Source organism: Pseudomonas sp. B21-015, from assembly GCF_024749285.1.
GTDB lineage: Bacteria > Pseudomonadota > Gammaproteobacteria > Pseudomonadales > Pseudomonadaceae > Aquipseudomonas.
Map to the genome: position 1 here is coordinate 5,786,224 of NZ_CP087196.1, position 17,926 is coordinate 5,804,149.

6 protein-coding genes are annotated in these 17,926 nt (G+C 54.7%); 2 read left to right on the top strand and 4 right to left on the bottom strand.

Translation table 11 applies throughout. The features are described 5' to 3' along the window. Positions 1 to 15 precede the first annotated feature (15 nt). On the top strand, positions 16 to 612 hold the full coding sequence (locus tag LOY38_RS26480) for a MarC family protein (RefSeq protein ID WP_017336334.1): 597 nt from the start codon (positions 16 to 18) through the stop codon (positions 610 to 612). Positions 613 to 628: 16 nt separating this feature from the next. Here LOY38_RS26480 and LOY38_RS26485 read toward each other — a convergent pair whose 3' ends face one another. Then, a complete protein-coding gene (locus LOY38_RS26485; RefSeq protein ID WP_258697746.1) occupies positions 629 to 1,336 on the bottom strand; it encodes a hypothetical protein in 708 nt (235 codons plus the stop codon). Positions 1,337 to 1,395: 59 nt separating this feature from the next. Beyond that, positions 1,396 to 2,220, bottom strand: a complete 825-nt coding sequence (locus LOY38_RS26490; protein ID WP_258697747.1) for a hypothetical protein — start codon at positions 2,218 to 2,220, stop codon at positions 1,396 to 1,398. A 242-nt stretch (positions 2,221 to 2,462) separates the two neighbouring features. Between LOY38_RS26490 and LOY38_RS26495 the strand changes: the two genes are divergently transcribed. Then, a complete protein-coding gene (locus LOY38_RS26495; RefSeq protein WP_258697748.1) occupies positions 2,463 to 3,113 on the top strand; it encodes a hypothetical protein in 651 nt (216 codons plus the stop codon). Between the two features lie 122 nt (positions 3,114 to 3,235). On the opposite strand, the gene LOY38_RS26500 is transcribed toward LOY38_RS26495, so the two are convergent. Continuing rightward, positions 3,236 to 10,270 (bottom strand): TcdA/TcdB pore-forming domain-containing protein, encoded by a 7,035-nt coding sequence (locus LOY38_RS26500; protein ID WP_258697749.1) that lies wholly within the window; start codon positions 10,268 to 10,270, stop codon positions 3,236 to 3,238. A 76-nt stretch (positions 10,271 to 10,346) separates the two neighbouring features. Continuing rightward, entirely contained in the window at positions 10,347 to 17,432 is a 7,086-nt protein-coding gene (locus LOY38_RS26505) for a TcdA/TcdB pore-forming domain-containing protein (RefSeq protein WP_258697750.1), read from the bottom strand. Positions 17,433 to 17,926: the final 494 nt, after the last annotated feature.

Sequence of the window (17,926 nt, forward strand, 5' to 3'; positions counted from 1 at the left end):
CAGTGAGCTTGCACCATGCTCCACGTGTTGTTCAGCGTTTACCTGAAGATGCTGGTGCTCTACAGCCCGTTCTTCGTGTTGTCCTGTTTTATCAGCCTGACTCGCGGCTATTCGCGCAAGGAGCAACGACGCCTGGCTTGGAAAGTGGCAACCGCCACCCTGGTTTCCAGCGTCTTGCTGTATCTGTTCGGTCGCGTGATTTTCAATGTCTTCGGCATCACCGTGGACGCCTTCCGCATCGGCGCCGGCAGTGTGCTGTTTATCTCGGCATTGGGCATGGCCCAAGGCAAATCGGCGGTGCAGACCGACAACGTGCAACAGGACGTGACTATCGTCCCGCTGACCATCCCCTTGACGGTCGGCCCCGGCACCATCGGCGCCTTGCTGGTGATGGGCGTGAGTCAGCCACATTGGGACGACAAACTCACGGCGATTCTCAGCATTGCCCTGGCCAGTTTCACCGTCGGCGTAGTGCTGTATCTGTCGAACCGTATCGAACGGATTCTGGGTGATCAGGGTTTGCAGATTGTCAGCCGATTGATGGGGCTGTTCGTGTGCGCATTGGCGGCGCAAATTATTTTTACCGGCGTGAAAGGCTATCTGGTTCCCTGAATACACAAGGCAGGATTTAAAGCCCTCGGCCCTCGCTTTCGCCAATCGATAGAGAGGGCTCAATCTCGATACATTGAGTGCCTCGAAGCCCCCCTAACCACTGCACGGTATCTTCCCTGTATTCGTTAAAGTGATCCTGATTAAAACGAGCCCGGTAAAACCGGCGTCTCACGGCACCGTCAACTTTATTCAACCCAACCTCTTTCTCAAAGACATGTTCGCCTATTGCTCCGCGAGTAGCGAAAGACACAGACGTCATATTCAAAAACCCATCCTCCTCCACAATACCTGTCATCACCCTTACCCGCGTCGTCTCTGCGCCGCCCCCCAAGAGGCAGTGTTCTCGAAAGACTTGTGCCGCGTCCGAATCGGGCGACAACGTCGCGACTTTATTCATTACAGCTGAAACAGCCGCTACCTGATGTTCGGGAAAATTACGGTTAACGGATTCGGCGAGTACCCTCCTCACTGAAAACGTCGCATCAAAAGACCTGGAAAACACCTCATCTGTGTCTTCCTTCGCGTAAAAGGTCCAACCACAGGCAGATAAGGTGTTCGTAAAGACCTCAAACCATTGCGAGTCATTCAAACCGCCAGGAAAATCCTCGTCAGCTGCAAGTTGAGAAAATAGAACAGTATCAAGCACGTCTTGTTTCCTGGCAGGCAATAAAGCCTGCGGCACGACCAGAAGACTGCATGCATTTAAATAAAAAGAATATCTCACTTCCGTACTCCCCCCGCCTAAAAACAGGCCAGTGACATTGGTCACTGGCCTGACAGGTTTTATTGGGCCTCGTTTTTGCGTCGCTGAAACCTTTTACTCAGGACCGCCTTATAATACTTTCCAAGGTACCCTTCCAGATCCTCCTTTATTGCCGCATAACGAAGGGGGTTAAAGGTAATGTAAGAGTTACCCCGGAAGATAGTACGACTGGATGTTTTCCAGTCGAAAAAAACAACCCCGGTTTCCTTGTCGCCACCGTCGCTATCGATCGACGCTAACGACGTAATAATAAGACCGTTCGCCAGTTGGTCACATGGCATGACCGTCAACCTGACGCCTTTGCTTTTGGTCACTTCACGATGAAACAAATCAATCGCTTCAGGTTCCTTCTTTAGCGCGTCCAATGTCGAGTCGACAATTGCGCTGAGAGCCGTTGCCCCTGGAATTGCCGCTTTCGCCGCCTCAACACCAGCCTTGATAATATCGGTAACAATGTTATCCATTGTCAATTGATGAGAGCTCTTCTCATAGGCGGTATAACCGGAGTCCGCGACAAGACAACCCGCCTCATCCATGCACTGTAGAAAGGCGAGGTACCAGGCTTTCGGATCATTGCCAGGAACTTCATAGCTCGCCTCCAGCTTCGAAAACTTAATCAGATTTTCGATAATCGCCATGTTTTCAAGGGAAATATTTGCGCCATAACCCACCAGCGTATCGGACAATACTGCGGCATCCAATTCTTTGGCTGGACTAGTAGGGTCTATTGCTGCAAATGCCTTTACGCGAGCAACAGAGGGCTGCATTAATTGGCGCTTACTAATACGCGCCTTTATCAACGCAACGCTTTTATCAAGGCTAACGGCACTTCCCATAACTTCCATATTCAACATTCCTTTGATGAGTCAATTCATGCTCCCTGTGGGCATGCATTGAATTTATCGCACAGCACTCCAACGAACAAACCGAATCTTGATTCCACATATGTACAACACCCCCTCACCCGGCCAACAAGCAAAAAAACATATTAAGAACAAATTCCATAGCGTTACTTCATCTCAGCAAATGCAATCTACTTGAGTTACTTTGCACGTAAAGCAACTACCAAAATTAATCAAGAAGACTTATGAGCAACAACACACCCTGCGGAATGGTCACAGGCCACAATCTTATCTCGTGTATCGGCGAACTATCCTTGCAAGACTTTGATGACATGACAGACTGCACGCGAATTGCAACAAGATCAGCCGACCTCGGCCATGGCCGCTTTGCCAACTCACAAGACTGGCTGGAAGAATATGTTCGCACGTTGATGTTTTTGGGATGGTCGCTCCATGAAGGCGTCATCAGGACACGTACACGCTCGGATATCACCGGGAGCGTTGCCGACCTCCTGGTACGCAGTGCGCAATCCATGAGCGACTCAAGGCAAGGGAACGCCATGATCGACACCCTGGATGCTTTGAAGCCCGAAAAGCCCGTCGTGCGTTCACTGGATGAAGAGAGTCGTAAAGGGCGTCGCTTCCAGGTAGCACCCTCGCGTTACGATTCAAGTGGAAACCTTCATATGGCGGTTTTTAATCTCGAACTGGTTGCCAATACCGAGAAGAGCGGCTTTTTGTTTTGGTCTTGGGAGAAACAAACAGCAAAAATCGTCCAGCAGAGTGCCTTTCTTAAATTGGACAGAGAGGTACTCGACACCAAAAGGGAATTCATGGAGAAGAAACTCAGAGATCAAATCATGAAGCGGTTTGCCTTGGCGAAGAGACAGCCATAAACCCTGCGATAAATGAGCCCCGAAAGGCGTTGCTGCTCCGATTGAAGCAACAACGCCCCGCAGAGGCGCGCAACGCAAGGCTGGCCATTCCACAGACCATCACCTCGCGCCACAGGTCATCTTTAAGGGGTCAAAGGTTCCGTGACGGCCATCTTCGTCATCAGTGCCGCAAGCTGATTGTCTTCGTCTTCGATAGCCAACGCTTGCACCAAGTCATCCTGGGTAACAGTCATCGTAGCGCCATGCACCTGAAGGCGCAGCGTCACCGGGTTGTGCGAGTTTGAATCGGCGAACTGATCGCGCATGATCAGCGTGTGCCCGGTGGCCGGGTCAGTCAACAGCAGCTGCCCTTCGACCCGACTGACCCTCCAGGTATCCTGGGCGCCCGTCTCTACGATCAATGTGCCCGGCATCACCGAACGGCGACCATCAACCACAATGCACTCAAGCTGCTGCCAGACAGCGCTCGACAAACAGCAGCTGATCGCACTCGATCCATAACTCAAGACCAACTGACTGACGCCGTCAGGTATCAACGGCATAAGGTCCTTGAGTTCGCCCTGAAACTCCAGCGACAACACCTCGCCCTCCCGACGTGCAACGCTGCTCTCCAGCCATACGTCCCTCGAAGCGCTGTAAGTCACTTGGCTGGGCACTTCGTGGAGCAAGGCCGTTTTTTTCTGTCGAACACCCAGCAGTCGGGTTTCAAGGCCCGTATTGACCTCGCCAACCACCTGATCAATGTCCACGACGTACCATTGATACCCCGAGTGACCGCCAACCGATATAAACGCTTCGTGGGGATGCTCGCTCACCAAAGCTTTCAAGGCGTGCCTCACACCCGCATCGTAAGGATCATTCGTTCCCTGCTTCGCCATCACCCAATCTCCCGTGACGCCGACAATACGTGCCGGCTCACCGAAGCGCATCTCGAGTTCGACGCCCTCAAGCGTTCGCCCTCGCAGACCGGTTTCATGTGCCCATACGTGAGCAAAAGACCATTGCGACCAAACCTTTTGAGGCGCAGGCAGCAGGTCCTGCCGCAGAAGCTGCTGGCCATTTTCAAAGAGTATCTGTAGTTTTTCAGGCTCAAAAAACGCTTGACGATAGAGCTGGCCAGCGGACACATCCAACAGCCAGCCCGCCTGATCATTTGGCGTCGTTGCCACTAACCGCACCACCTTTTCCGGTCCGAAGTCAGCCATTAACCATCGATGGTCGGTGTACCAGGCGCACAGCTTTGCGCCTCCCCTGCCGTTACCCAGACCAAGAATCGCAAAGCTCAACGCTTGATACTTCCTGGCAACAGCCTCAACCTCTGTCCACCACTCAAAACCAATGCCCAACGGCCCCCTGGCATCCTCCAGCCAGTCTTCCGTTATCGCGGCCAGCTGCGATCGCCCTTGGTCATCGATATCGAAATACAGCCCCTCCCTGGTCAACGCGACATAGCGCCCTTCATTGGCGACGACCTCAATCACATTGTAGAGATCGATGCGCTCGGCCTGCGCATCCACGCCAGTGACTGCCGGCCCGATCTTCTGGCGATAGAGAGTGTGATTGTGCTTGTCATAGAACAGGAAGACATCGCCCGCACTCGTGGTAGGTGTCAGCAATAACGGGCTCACCGGCCCGCCTGGCCCTTCTGTCTGCGACATATCTGGACGGATCACCAAGCCATCGGCGTCACGCACCCAAGTGCTGACCGGATCCTTCTTACCCTCAGTCAACGGTGTGATCGAGACAAACGCCGCCGGCTTATAGTCCACGACCTTCACTTGAGTCAAAGGCCACAGTTTCGAATCCTTGACCAACAGTTCGTAATCCCAAAAGAAGTTTGACCACCCCTTCATCACATCCTTGAGCAGCAGGTTGTGCTGACGTTCGGTCAGATGGCATGCGATCGCCATCAGCTTCACTTCCTCCTCGCCCAACAGGTAGATCACCTCGGCTTCACGCCCGGTGCGCTGTGTCACCTGCTGAACGATGCGGATGACTCCGTGCCCGAGGTCTTGAAACACCGAAATACTCGAACCGGGCACCGGATCCATCAGACGATAGAATCGATGGACCTGCCCAGTGACCACGTCAGAGCGCCAGATGAGCGCTTCACGGGAGCAATAAAAATACGCCTGCTCCCCCATCACCGCGCCCAGCCTGGCTTGGTTTGCCAGCGCTGGCGGCAAGTCGCGAGCGTAGATAAAACGATCACGGGCCTGCTCATAAAAAGCCGTGGTCAACTGTGGTTCTTGCGGGTCTGCGAACGGAACCGGGAAATTCTGTACCGCAGTGAATGGGCTGGCCAAACGATTGGTGCGGGCCAGTTTCCTGACCCGAGCCTGGATCGTTGCAGTGTCGACAGACGGGTCGGCCTCCAGCTCTTCGAGCAACACCTGCCGCGCTGTCCAGTCAACCCGAAACGAGTTATGCGAAGTCTGGACAATCAATTCAGGCGTACCCATGACCTGGACATCGACAGCCCCAAGTTTCAGCTGACCCTCGCCGACATCAATATCCTCTTCGCTCAACCAGAGCGCATGTAGCGTCCAGGCCATCGGACGAGATTTCTGAGCCTGTGACAAACTGACTGATCGCACACCCGGGTTGAGTGTCAATGCGCAATGGCCACCCAAACCTTCAATGCTGTAGGACAGTTTGCCGCGCAATATTTTTGGCAGTTCGGGCACCAGCAACGAACGTGGTTCCTCATCCAACAAGATGTTGATTGTTGTCTCGACTTCCACCGGATACAGATTATGCAAGATGTACTCGGAGGGAAACTTGTAAAAGGTAAACCAGAATTGGCGACCGCCTGCTGCGTCGTACTCCAGTTTCAGTGCAGTTTCAAAATGCTCGGAACGCGTGGTCGAAAACGGCAGCGCCGAATAATTGAACCCGAACCAGGTCTTGGCCACGCAAGGCAGCACGAGGGCCTGAAAGGTCGTCGGATCGGTAATCGTGGCATGCTCCGATAACCCGAAGTGCTGTCGAATATTGATGGCTTTTGAACGATCGATATTCGGTTCCGGCGGGTGCAGCGCGGAGGTATTGGCCGAGAAAATTTCCTGGCTGTCGAACGTCAATTGTTTGTTGCGCAAATCAATCTCGCGAATGACCGCGTAAGGATTCGGATAAAACACCCCCTCTCTGACCGAGTGACCGCCCGAGCGATATGCATTGTCGACGCGATTCAGGTACTGACCGATCCGCCGCCCTCGTTCCAACGTGCCGTTGAACCCTTCGACCAGTGCGCTCACACCAATGGCCAATCCGCCGAGGATCACTCCGGCCCCGCCAAGAAACGCAGCGGCCGTACTGGCACCTGCCAGTCCGGCGCCCACACCGGCCACCGACAGTGCCAACCCCGTCGAATCGAACGCCAATTGCGTGCCGTATTGCGCCTGTTGCAGATCGTCCTTGGCATTGGCCAGCAGATAGATATCGAAACCCAGAGTGGCGAGTTGCAGCACTGTGGCCAGACCGTCCCGGGCAATATGCCCCAACGCGTTGACCACCACCGAGGAGGTGGTCCGGGCCACCAGTGGTGCATCGCTCAACGCCACCCGGAACAACTTGACCAGTTCCACGACGTCGAGCAGATTGCCATGCGCCAGTTGCGCGTAACTGAGGTAGCCATGCATTTGCACGGCAGTCGTCAGGCTCCGGTCTTCATTGATGTCGCTGACTTGCTCATGGGACTTGAGCGCCATCAGCAACGCCTGAACCGTAAAAGCCGCATTCAGGGTATGCACGGCGCTGACGTCGGTCGGGTCGACCTTGCCCGGTACTGACGGCTTGACCGACAGCGTCTGAAAAGTCTCCGTCAGGTAAGAGCGGATTCGCGACAGTACACTGTCAGTGCTCGACACCCTGACGGTGCGCGCGGGGTCCTTGAGATTGACCAGGCTGATTTCATACTGACCACCAGGCATTTCTCGCACACTGTCGAACACCGGCGCAAAGTCTCGCCCAAGGTTGTTTTCCGCGTGTAGACGAGCTGCACTGTTCTGAATCTGTCCTGCCCAGTAGCGAGCGTCCAGTTCGTTCAGTCCACGCCCCAGTCGGGCATTTTCCGACAACGAACGCGCCCTCAACGCGGCGTGATGCTCCCATGGTGTCACCGTCACACCGGGACTGATCGGATCATGGCTCAACAAACCCGATACATTATTGTGTGATGGCAGCGGCTGATCGGCGATAGCCGGGCCATTGAGGTCGACGACGTTGAACGTTGCGTCCATCAAGTGACTGATGTCATACGGTTTGGCCAGCTCCGGGCTGCTCAGAAATTGCTCAAGCGCGCGGTTCAGGTCCTGCGCCTGTTCAAACCCGAAAACACCGAAATTCGGATCGTAGAAGCGGTAGGCACTCGCCCCCCCATTGACGATTTTTGCGACCAGCAGGGAATGGCTTTCGGTGTTGAGCATCAAGGTGCAGGTAGACGTCCTGGTCTCTAGTGCATGCATGACCTGATCCAGCCGGGACGCACCCAACAGGATGCCCGACCGCGCCATTGGCACCGTACGCAGTTCATCGAGGGTTGTTAGAAAAGCGTGGGTTTCATTGGCGTCGGGCGAGAGGTTGGCATTGGCCAGCCTGCCGCTCAGAGCGTCCACGGCCGAGGGGCCCTTTTCAAGGGCCGCTGCCATGGCCAACACCAGTGGATAACAGCGTCTTCCGGGATCGCCTTCACCCCGAACCAGCAATCCCTGAGGCATCAACCTCCCGCTGGAAGCGCCCTTCGCAATGAAAGTTTCCAACACTGTGGCGCTGCGCTCAAAGATAAGGTGACGCAGCTCGTATTCGGCCTGGAACCTGATCCTGGCAACGTGCTCACCCCATTGTCGGACACTCATCGGCTCCGCGAAGGCCAGCACCTTGAGCACTTGCGCACTAGGGACATCCCCGTGAAACGTCGACGGCTTTTTGAAGCCGGCCTCGAACCGGGGATTTTTTTGCTTGAGCAGCGTTTGCTCGATGGCTTCATAACGCGCCGCGAGGCCACGCTCGGCGGTATTGGAGGCAAGAGCCCGAGTAGCCTTCCAGGCTTCGCCGAAACCTTGTTCGTCGAGGGTCTGCGCTCCGAACAGACCACCGAGCACGACACGTTGCAAAGGGCTCAACTGGTTCAAGGGCAGCGAACCATGTTCAATGCGGGAGAACATTTCGTTCAGGTTGCCCACCGATTGCGCCCCGTCCGACTTCGGCAGTTCGCTGACCGTTTGTGCCAGGATCTGCTGGCGCTCAGCAAAACTGATGGACAGCGGTTTGTCTAAGGTTACTTCGCCACTTAACTTGTCGTTCATCGCCCGGATGAAGCGCTCGCCCTGTTCATCGAGCAGTCGTTGCAGCACGTCAGTCAACAAAACCGGCTTGCCTTCGATGACTGGCCATCCTTGTTTGAAGGTCAGGGTCTGCCCCTTCAGCAACTCCGCAAGATTGCCGGTATATCGAGCCTTATATTTGCCGTCGCGCCAACTCTGCTGTTCTTTCGACACCCACTCTTCATGTTCTGTGACATTGTCGACCCACCCGCTAATGGTCTCTTCTTCTGTCGCACGGTTGTATCCGGTGTCGAGTTTCAGCTGATCTTTCAGCTGCGCCATAGTGTCCGGAGCGCAGTTGGCTTGCATAAAATCGTCCATCCCCCAAATGGCAGCTCCGGGCCCGGTCAAGAGAATCGTCCCAGCGGCCTGGGGATAGATTCCGTCGCGATGGTAATTACCTATGGCGTTGAACAGTTTGGGAATATTCGGATCCCTATAGTCCAGGGGACGGTGTGTCAGCTCACTTTCCCGCTGAAGGATTTCTTGAGCGAACTGCCCGGCCAAATCGCTATCCCAATGAGCACCCGTTTCGATGATTTTCTGTTCCACATCGAGCAGCAAGTCGTAATTGCTGCGAATGCGCTTCATGATCGAATCAACCATTCCGGACTCAGGATGAGCCATGATGAAAGCGTTCATCTCTTTGTTGCCAAGCGCCGTTCCCAAACGAACACCTTCCTGTGGAACGGTCAGCCCTTTGGTCGCGGCAAAAATATCAAGCACGTCAGGACTGCTTTCTGAAAACTTGACTAAAGCTTCCCGGTCTTCGACGGGTACTGACTCCACGTGACTCTTGTACCTATTCTTGTCACGCTTGGGCATCAAGGCAGGATTACCATTGAGCAACAACTGCAAGACACCCAACTTTTGACCGAAGGAATACTTGCTGATGTCTACACCGCCCAACTCTTCGACCAATGGCGGCAGATAGTCCAGGTCACTGTAAGTACCGCCCTCCAGGCTTTGCGCCTGAAGTCGAACCACATCCGAAGCGGCGGCCAGATTCCCGCGAAACGACACTTCGCGCTCATAGACGTCCCACAGAAAGTGAGAGCTGAATGCCGCGCGGGCATCGCGTACCCGAACGTGCTCCCCCGCCATCGCCAAGTGACTCTCCAGGTATCGCGCCCTCGCGGCTTCAAGCGTGACCCGATCCTGCCCATAGGCGTTGACCAACAAATCTATGCGCGCATCGTCACCTTTGCCGCCACGTTGTTGAACAGCTTTGACGTGTTCGAACATTTGCTGTCGCAGAACCACCACACGACGTTCGACAAGTTCAAACAGATCCTTGAGCCGGGTCAGTTCCGCCCCCCCCGTCTCCATGGCATGCGCCTTGGCGGCTTGGGTAATAATCCGATTGGTATCAAAAGCCATCAGCGCATCAGGGTCATACCAAAGATTCAAGGTATAACCGTCTTTACTCAGCACTTGCTTCCAGATATTGAAATAGTCGCGCTGATTATCCCCGAACAGGGCGCCGCCCACCCAGACAAAGTGCAACTTTTTTGGCACAGGTTTGGCAGCGCTCAACAGTTCGACTGTTGTATTTAAACGCCGCAAGTAGTCCGCCAACTTATCCTGAACTGCTTGTAGCGCGGTACTTGAACCCCTTGGACTTATTGATTCAAGTGTTTCCTTCAAAAGGCTTACTGGCGTCAGCCGGGCCTGCGGACTCGATGCTTCGACAGCACCTTCGTAGTAACGCAAGGCTGCATCATACTCCGGCACGGTTTCGAAACCATTCAACGCCGACTCCAACTCGCTGCGCTCAAACAATGTCGAAAGAGCGTTAGCTTGATTAAGCGCTACAGGGGTTTTACTGTTCACTATCATTTCCTTATGAATAAAAATCGACAGCCACTCACACACTGAACAGGTCCAATGTGTGAGTAGCTTTCAGAATTTAACTTTCGACTGTTTCTACTTTTCCGACCGGCAAAAGTTTATTGAGCAATATGCTGTTCGAGGTGTCCTTTCTGGCGAGCAGTGCACTCACCAGTGTCGATACCGCAAAGGACTGATAGCCGCTCATTGCCAGAAATACATCTCCGCGCAAGGCTGGGTCCACCGCAAATACCTGACGGAAGATCAAACTGTGCCCGCTGTCGGAATCAACAATCACCAAGTGTTCATCAACCCGGTTCACCCACAACTGATCCACAACTACGATATCCCAGATCAGTTTTCCTGGGACCGAAGGCGTGTGATCAAGCGAATAGCGGCAATCGACGATGACCGATTCAAGCTTCAACCACGCCGCCCTGGTAAGCCGACTGGTTATCGAACCTTGACCTATTTTGAGAACCAGGATGCTGACATCATCGGCAATCAACGGGAGTAGGTCCTTGCCCATCTTCGGCCCTTCGACCGTTAGGACTTCGTCATTTCGCTGAATATAGACAAGGGGCCCGACCTTGTTTTCTTGCGGATAGGTGTGCAAGAAACCATCCGCGTATTCGTGCAGCATCACATTGGTTTGATTCTGAGTGCCCACCAGCGCGTATTGCGCGGCAGTGTCGATAGTCGGAATCCGGATCAACCGTCCGGTCCGGACCACGTACCATTGCAAGTAGTCAGGGTCTTTGACGCAAAGAAAGTCAGCGCATCGATGTTCGTTCGCCAGCGCCGCCAATCCGTCACGCAATTCACCTTCCAGTGCAGCGACCCAATGGCTGTCAACGCCCGTAATCCGTGCCGGTTCGTTGTGCTGTAAATCCATCTCCACGCCTTCACGAGTCGTTGCCCTCAGGCCAGCGCCTTCCACTGTCACGTCGATAAAGGTCCAGGGCGCCCACTCCTGCATGGGGGTCGGCAATGCCTCAGCCTGTAACAGCTTCGTTCCCTGGGCAAATGCCGCGTCCAAGTGGTCCGGATCGATAAAACCTTGGCGGACAATCTTGCCGGTTGAAAGATCGAACAGCCAGACGGCCTGGTTGTCCGGAGTAATACTCAGCAACCGTACTTCTTTCCCCTGCCCCAGGTCCGCGAGTAGCAGTCGATCATCAAGGTACCAGGCGCACAAACCGGCATTGCCCTGCAAGCCTGTCAAGCCCAGGATGGCAAAGCTCGACACCGGGTACTGTGTCGCCACCGTTGCGAGTGCGGACCACCATTGGGTTCGATCTTTGAGCCAGGACTCAGTCAACCCGCCCAATCGCAGATGCCCGTCCGGCATCATATTAAAGAACAGGCCGGAGTCGGTCAGCGCAAGAAAGCCCTGCTCAACGGCGACAACATTTTTCAACCCCTGTGGGCCGATTCCGCTGGAGGACCATTGTGCGCGACCATTCACTATCGACCTTTGCTGTCGCACGAGTCTTCGGTCAGTTTTGTCGAAGGTGACAAACACTTCACCCTCGACCCCAGCGGGAGCGATGAGCAGAAGGTCGGCCAAAGCCTTGATCGAGTCTGTCCATCCCCGCAAACGGTGACGCCTGGCCGGTGCACGGATGGTCAAGCCGTCACTGTCCCGGACCCAGATCAGATCTCGACGCTTGTCATCCAGCTGCCAACAAATCGATACCAGTGCACCGGGACGCCAGTTCACGGTATTCGTTGATTCTCTCGGCAATATATAATCGCCCAGCACCTGCTTCCAGTCAGTCAGCCTGTCCGCGTCCAGAACTGGCTGGAGTGCGGGAACCAGACCCAGGGTGATCGAACTTAGCCACACCGCACGGTCATGGATCAGGTAGGTCAGTTCATCATGCTGACCGTCCTTTCGAATGAACTGCTGCACGACCTGGACAGCACCATGGGCCGTCACCTCGCATCGGATAATGGTCGCTTTGCCCTGCGGTATGAGTAGACGATAGCTCTGAACCAGCGTGCCGGTGGTTGCGTCGACCTGCCAGACATCAAAACTCTCAGGGTGATAGAAGTAGGCAAAGTCCTCCGCCACTGCTCCCAATATGGCCTCATCGGCCAATATCACTTTTGAATCGCGTATATACAGAAAGCGATCCCGAGCCGAGTCGTAATACGCGGCCACCGTCCTGGGCTCATCCGGCTTTTCGAATGGAACGACAAACTCATGAACGGGGGTATATGGCATGGCCAGTCGATGCTCAAGGGCCAGTGACTTGAAATGATCCAGCAACGCTTGCTCCCCGAGCGCCGGATCCGCATCTTCTTCGACCACCTCCAACCGCAGGGCAACAAGATCAACGCGCATGATCTTGTTACCAGCCAGCTTGAGCAATACATCGTGAGCGCCATTGCCACTGAATTTCACATCCAAGGTGTTTGAAACAAGTCGACCCGCGGCTTCTATCCGGATGTCTGCCTCCGCCAGCCAGGGAGCCAGCAGCACCCAGCGCATCGCATTATGACCCGGCGCATTGAGTTCGAGGCTCACACCTGGGTTGAGCAGTACAGAACATAGAGCACCTGCCCCTTCTATCCGGTAGGAAGCCATGCCGTGCCACATCTTCGGCAGCACGGGCACCACCAGAGAGCGCTCGATGTTGTCGAGACGAACGTTGAAAACCGTTGGCTTGTATACGGGGTTCAACCGGTTGACCACGTACTCACCGGGAAATGAGTAGAACGAAAACAGGAACTGCCATTGCCCCTGTTCGTTCTTTTTCTCCAGCCGACGTGCCGTGTCGAATCCACCGGCATGACGAAACGTGACAAACGGCAGCAACTTGTATTCGTAGCCGTACCACGTCTTGGGTGTGCAAGGCAGAACGATCGTTTGCCCTGCCTGCGGTGAGAAAGGTGCCGAGCCGGGCAATTCAAGACCCTGGCGAATGTCGGTGGCGCGAGCGTAATCCACGTCGAAATCCGGAACCCCAAAATGGTCCCGAAGCGGAAACAGCTTCGGGCTGTCGAAACGGACAGTGGATGCGTGCAAATCCAACTCGGCGAATACCAGCGATGGATGTGCAATCCAGGCATTCGACGCCTTATCCAGGTGATAGCCGCCTTGCAAATAAGCCTTTTCCAGCCCATCGAAAAACAGCGCGACCTCCTTGGCCTCCTCCGCAATGGTGGCAAAACCTTCGGCCAGCGCAGCAACGCCCACCGCCAACCCGCCCAGAATCACCCCGCCGCCTCCCAATACCGCAGCAACCGTACCCGCACCTGCAAGTGCGGCACCCAGGCCTGCAGCGGCCAATACCACGCTGGCGGAGTCGAACGCCAACTGCGTCCCGAACTGTGCCTTTTCAATGTCATTGGCTGCGTGGCTCAATTGGTAAATATCAAAGCCGACATTCACCAGTCCCAACACCGTACCCACCCCTTCGTTGGCAATATGCCCCAAGGCTCTTTGCACGAGTGGCGCGCTGGTTCTGGCGATCAGCTTTTCATCGTCCAGTGCCTGGCGAACCAGTTTTACAATGCCAATGACATCCACGACATTGCCATGGGCAAGCTGGGCATAGTTCACATAAGCATGCAGGCGAATAGCGGTGGTCAGCGCATTGTCACCACCACTTGCCGCGCCTTCATGATGTCGCAGCGCGTTCATCAAAGCCTGTATGGTGAAACCGGCATTGAGCGTATGGACACTGCCCGCCTCAGTCGGATCGAACTCGGAGACTGGCGACCGTTGTTTGCTGGCCAACGTCTCGAAAAGCCCGGAGAGAAACGCCTTTATCCTGAGAAACCGGTGATCATCACTCGTGACATGCGCCATGGTCTGCTCAACCTTGGGGTCGACCAGACTGATCTTGTATTCCCCGCTCGGCGTAACCTCCAACGTCTCGAACAACGGGACGGCATCCGCCGATAATTGGTGCTGGGTCTGCAACTGCCTTGTCGCCTGGGCGATCTGTTCTCCCCACCAGTGAGCATCCAACTCCAGCAAAGAGCTGCCCAGCGCTACATTGCTCACCAGCGATCGCCCACGGGCACTGGCCACGCGTTGTCGAACCCGTGACAGCGTTTGTTCAGGCAAAGCGCCGGGTTTGGACAAGCTTGACACTTCGATACCGGACGCCAGCACCATCTTGTTCAGGCTGACGCCGTCGAGCTCGATCAGATCGAAGGTCGGCCTCTGCGCATCGCCAAAGGCTGCGTAATGCCTGGCCATCTGCTTACTGACGAAAAAGTGCGTCAATGCATCATTGAACGCCAGGGGTGTAACAAACTCGCAGATTCCGAAGTTCGGGTCGTAAAGAAGATAAATGCTGCGCTCGCCTTCGAAGACTTTCGCCACCAGCATCGAGTGGTTGTCCGAGTTGAGCATCATGGTAGTAGTGGCTGTTTTCTCTTCCAGCATCGCTACGATCTGAGTCAGTTCAGAGCGCATCAATGGCTTGCCGATGTCATCGACAGGGGCATCACGCAGCTCTTCGATCATGTTCACAAACACCCTTGAATCACTGGCCTCAGGCTCAGTGACGGCCAGGTAAAAGCGCTCCCGCAATGTGTTTGCCGCATTGTTGCCTTTATGAAGAGCAGCAGCCATGGCCAGCGCCAATGGGTAGCAGCGCCCGGCGACCCGGTCGCCCGTGCCTTCGAGCAACAAGTCCTGTGGCACCATTTTGAAACTGCCTTGATCGAAGCTCGCCAGCACTTCTCCCATTTGCTCGCTGATCCGGTCGCGGTATTCGAGTTTCGCCACGCGCTGAATTTTAGCGACCTGCTTGCCCCACTGGCGCAAAGTCAGCGGTTGTTCCAGTGCATCTTTCTTCAGTCCCAAGGCGGTTTCGGAATACGTCGGGGGCTGATCGACAGGGCTTACAAGCCCGGCCAGAAAAGCCGGAGCCTGGCGCTGGTACAGCGCGTACTCGATCACCGAGTAACGGCCCGCCGTCCCCAGTTCGCGGAGGTTGCTGGCCAGCTTCTCCAACTGCGGGCGAGCCGCATCAAGGCTGCGATTATCCAGGGTTTGCGCGCCGGTCAAGGCACCGAGCAACAGACGTTGCAAGGGGCTCAACTGAGCGACTTCGACACTACCCTTGGCGAGTCGACTCAAGAGTTCATCAAGCGACAACTGTTGCGTCTGCGGATCGCTCAATGATGCAGGGGGCAGTGTCCTGGCACTTTGGGCGCGGATCGACTGACGCTCATCGAAACTCAGTGAGACAGCCTTGTCGAAGGTCACCGCACCGTTATGGCGGCGATTCATCATGCGCATGAACGGTTCACCCAACTCATCGGCCAGATGCTGCAACAGGTCGGTGGACAATACATGGCGCCCCTCGATCACCGGCCAGCCTTCATCGAAATCAATGCTCTGGTGCTTGAGCAGTTCTGCCATGTTTCCTTTGTAATGGGCTTTCAATTCGCCGTCGGTCCAGCGCTTTTTTTCCGCTTCGAGCCAAGCCTCCATGTTCTCAGCGTTTTCTTTCCACGAGTGGTCCCTATCCTCCTCCGTTGCGTTGTTGAACCCTGTGTGCAACCGTAAGGCATCCCGAAATGCATCAGCGCCACCCGGCGTCAAAAGCTTGCTTTCGTAGTCCACTAGACCGGCCCGCACAGCCCCCGGCCCCGTCAAGAATATCGAGCCCTGAGCTTGGGGACGGATGCCGTCACTGAAGTAATCGCCTATCCCCCTGCACAAGTCACTGGCCCGAAAATCATCGCCGCCGGCTTTTTGATCGAAGATATCGAATTCGTCCCTGAGCACTTCCTCCGTTAACCTATAAATGCTATTGCCATCGTGGTATTTGATTTTGCGCTTGTCGGCCTGAAGTTCAACTGCCAGCAGTACACGCTGGTGGATCTCGAAGCGCTCGATGATGGCTTCCAGCGCGGCCGACCCTGGATGGCTAATAATCAGCGCATTGGACTCGCCGTTGTCGATCATCGCCAACCGCAAACTGTCGGGCTGAACATCGCGATCCTTGAGTGGAGCAAACACCTGTTCTAACGTAGGCGCACTTTTGGCAAACCGCTCCAGGGCATCGCGGTGCGTCGCGGGGATTCGCCCGATATAGTTGGTATAGCGACTGCGCAAATTCTGGCGGTTCGGCATCCAGTGAGGATTGTGGTCCAGTAACAGCTGCAAAATACCGAGCCGTGCGTCGAACTCCAGTTCGTTAATTGCAATGCCTGCCAGTTTCTGAACAAGCGGCGGCAAGAAATCCACATCGTTATAAATCCCGCCTTCGCCGTATTCGACCAGTACCCGCACAATGTCCGAGGCCGCTGCGAGATTGCCGCGCAAAGACATTTCACGGTTATAAAAACCTCCCAGCCGAGAGAATGCCTGGAGCTCATGAACATCGCGCAACCGGATGTGTCCATCATTGAGGCTGGCCATGACTTGAGCGTTTTTATCCCGCAGGGTCTGCAGGATTGCCTCGTCCTGACCATAGCCGCGAACCAGTAAGTCCATGCGCGCCTGATCAGCACTCTTACCGAGTTCGATCGCCTGATTGATGTGCCTGTACATCTGGCGCTTCAACGCCGTGGCTCGTTCTTCATAAAGATCGGCCAAATCATGGCCGGAGGTAACCTTTTGCCCTTCACCGGACAACACATCAGCCTTTGCCGCCTCGACAATGATTCGGTTGGTTTCGTGTACCAGCAACCCATCACTGTCATACCAGACATTCAGCCCGTAGCCATCCTTGGCCATCACCTGCTTCCAAATGTTGATGTAGTCGCGCTGAATCTCCCCGACGCCGCCCCCAAGCCAGACAAAATGCAGATTTTTCGGCACTTCGGTGGCGGGTAACTTCAGCTGTTCAAGGCCGTTGTGCAGGCGTGCCTCGAAACCCTCCACTCTGTTGTAGATGTCCGCCAAATCAGGAGCCCCGGCAACGCCAGGACTCGTTGGCGGTTCCGACGCGGCGGCGCGGCGGCTCCGGCCACCGCCCTCCAAGGCCCCCAACGCTTGCTTGAGCAGCCCCAACGGCTCCAACAGTTGTGGAGAGTCCTGCATACCGATACAACCGGAGTAATATCGGAACACCGCATCGTATTGATCGGTGCCCTTGCGCGATATCAAGGCCTGTTCAAGGTCCTCACGTTTAAACAGATCCACAAAATTGACGTAGCCATCCGCAATCGAGAACTTAGACTCGCTCATAAACAACACTTCCATTTATCGTATATAAATAGCCGGGATCGACTTTAGACATTCATGATCCCACACCCACGTTCAGGCACTCGCACACTCCACTGATTTGCAATAAGTACAAAAAAGCGTCGCCATTCCTAGACGAGCATCGAGAACACCCACAGATTTAACATTGAGCAAAACGTTACATAAGCTTTATAAAATCAACCAATATCAAAAACACAAAAGCAAAACTAACCCACCACTTGAACATTGCTCAAGCAACAAGAAATTCAATTAATTACGAAGCCAATATCACATTCAATGTTACAGATTTATGCACACTAACTCGTGGAGTGGCGACCTATACACTAGAGCCGCGAAAAACCCTTTATAAGCCTGACCTCATAACAATCATCTTAAGTAATGAGTTGTCACGCCTTGAAAAACACCGACATCAAAGTAAAACTTCCTACAACGCAGGATCAAAGTTCTTCCTGGACAGACAACCCAATCCCACTCAA

Bases quoted from the DNA above. Each gene is read 5' to 3' on its own strand.
- LOY38_RS26480 (WP_017336334.1), top strand. From the start codon at position 16: ATGCTCCACGTGTTGTTCAGCGTTTACCTGAAGATGCTGGTGCTCTAC.
- LOY38_RS26490 (WP_258697747.1), bottom strand. From the start codon at position 2,220: ATGGAAGTTATGGGAAGTGCCGTTAGCCTTGATAAAAGCGTTGCGTTG.
- LOY38_RS26495 (WP_258697748.1), top strand. From the start codon at position 2,463: ATGAGCAACAACACACCCTGCGGAATGGTCACAGGCCACAATCTTATC.
- LOY38_RS26505 (WP_258697750.1), bottom strand. From the start codon at position 17,432: ATGAGCGAGTCTAAGTTCTCGATTGCGGATGGCTACGTCAATTTTGTG.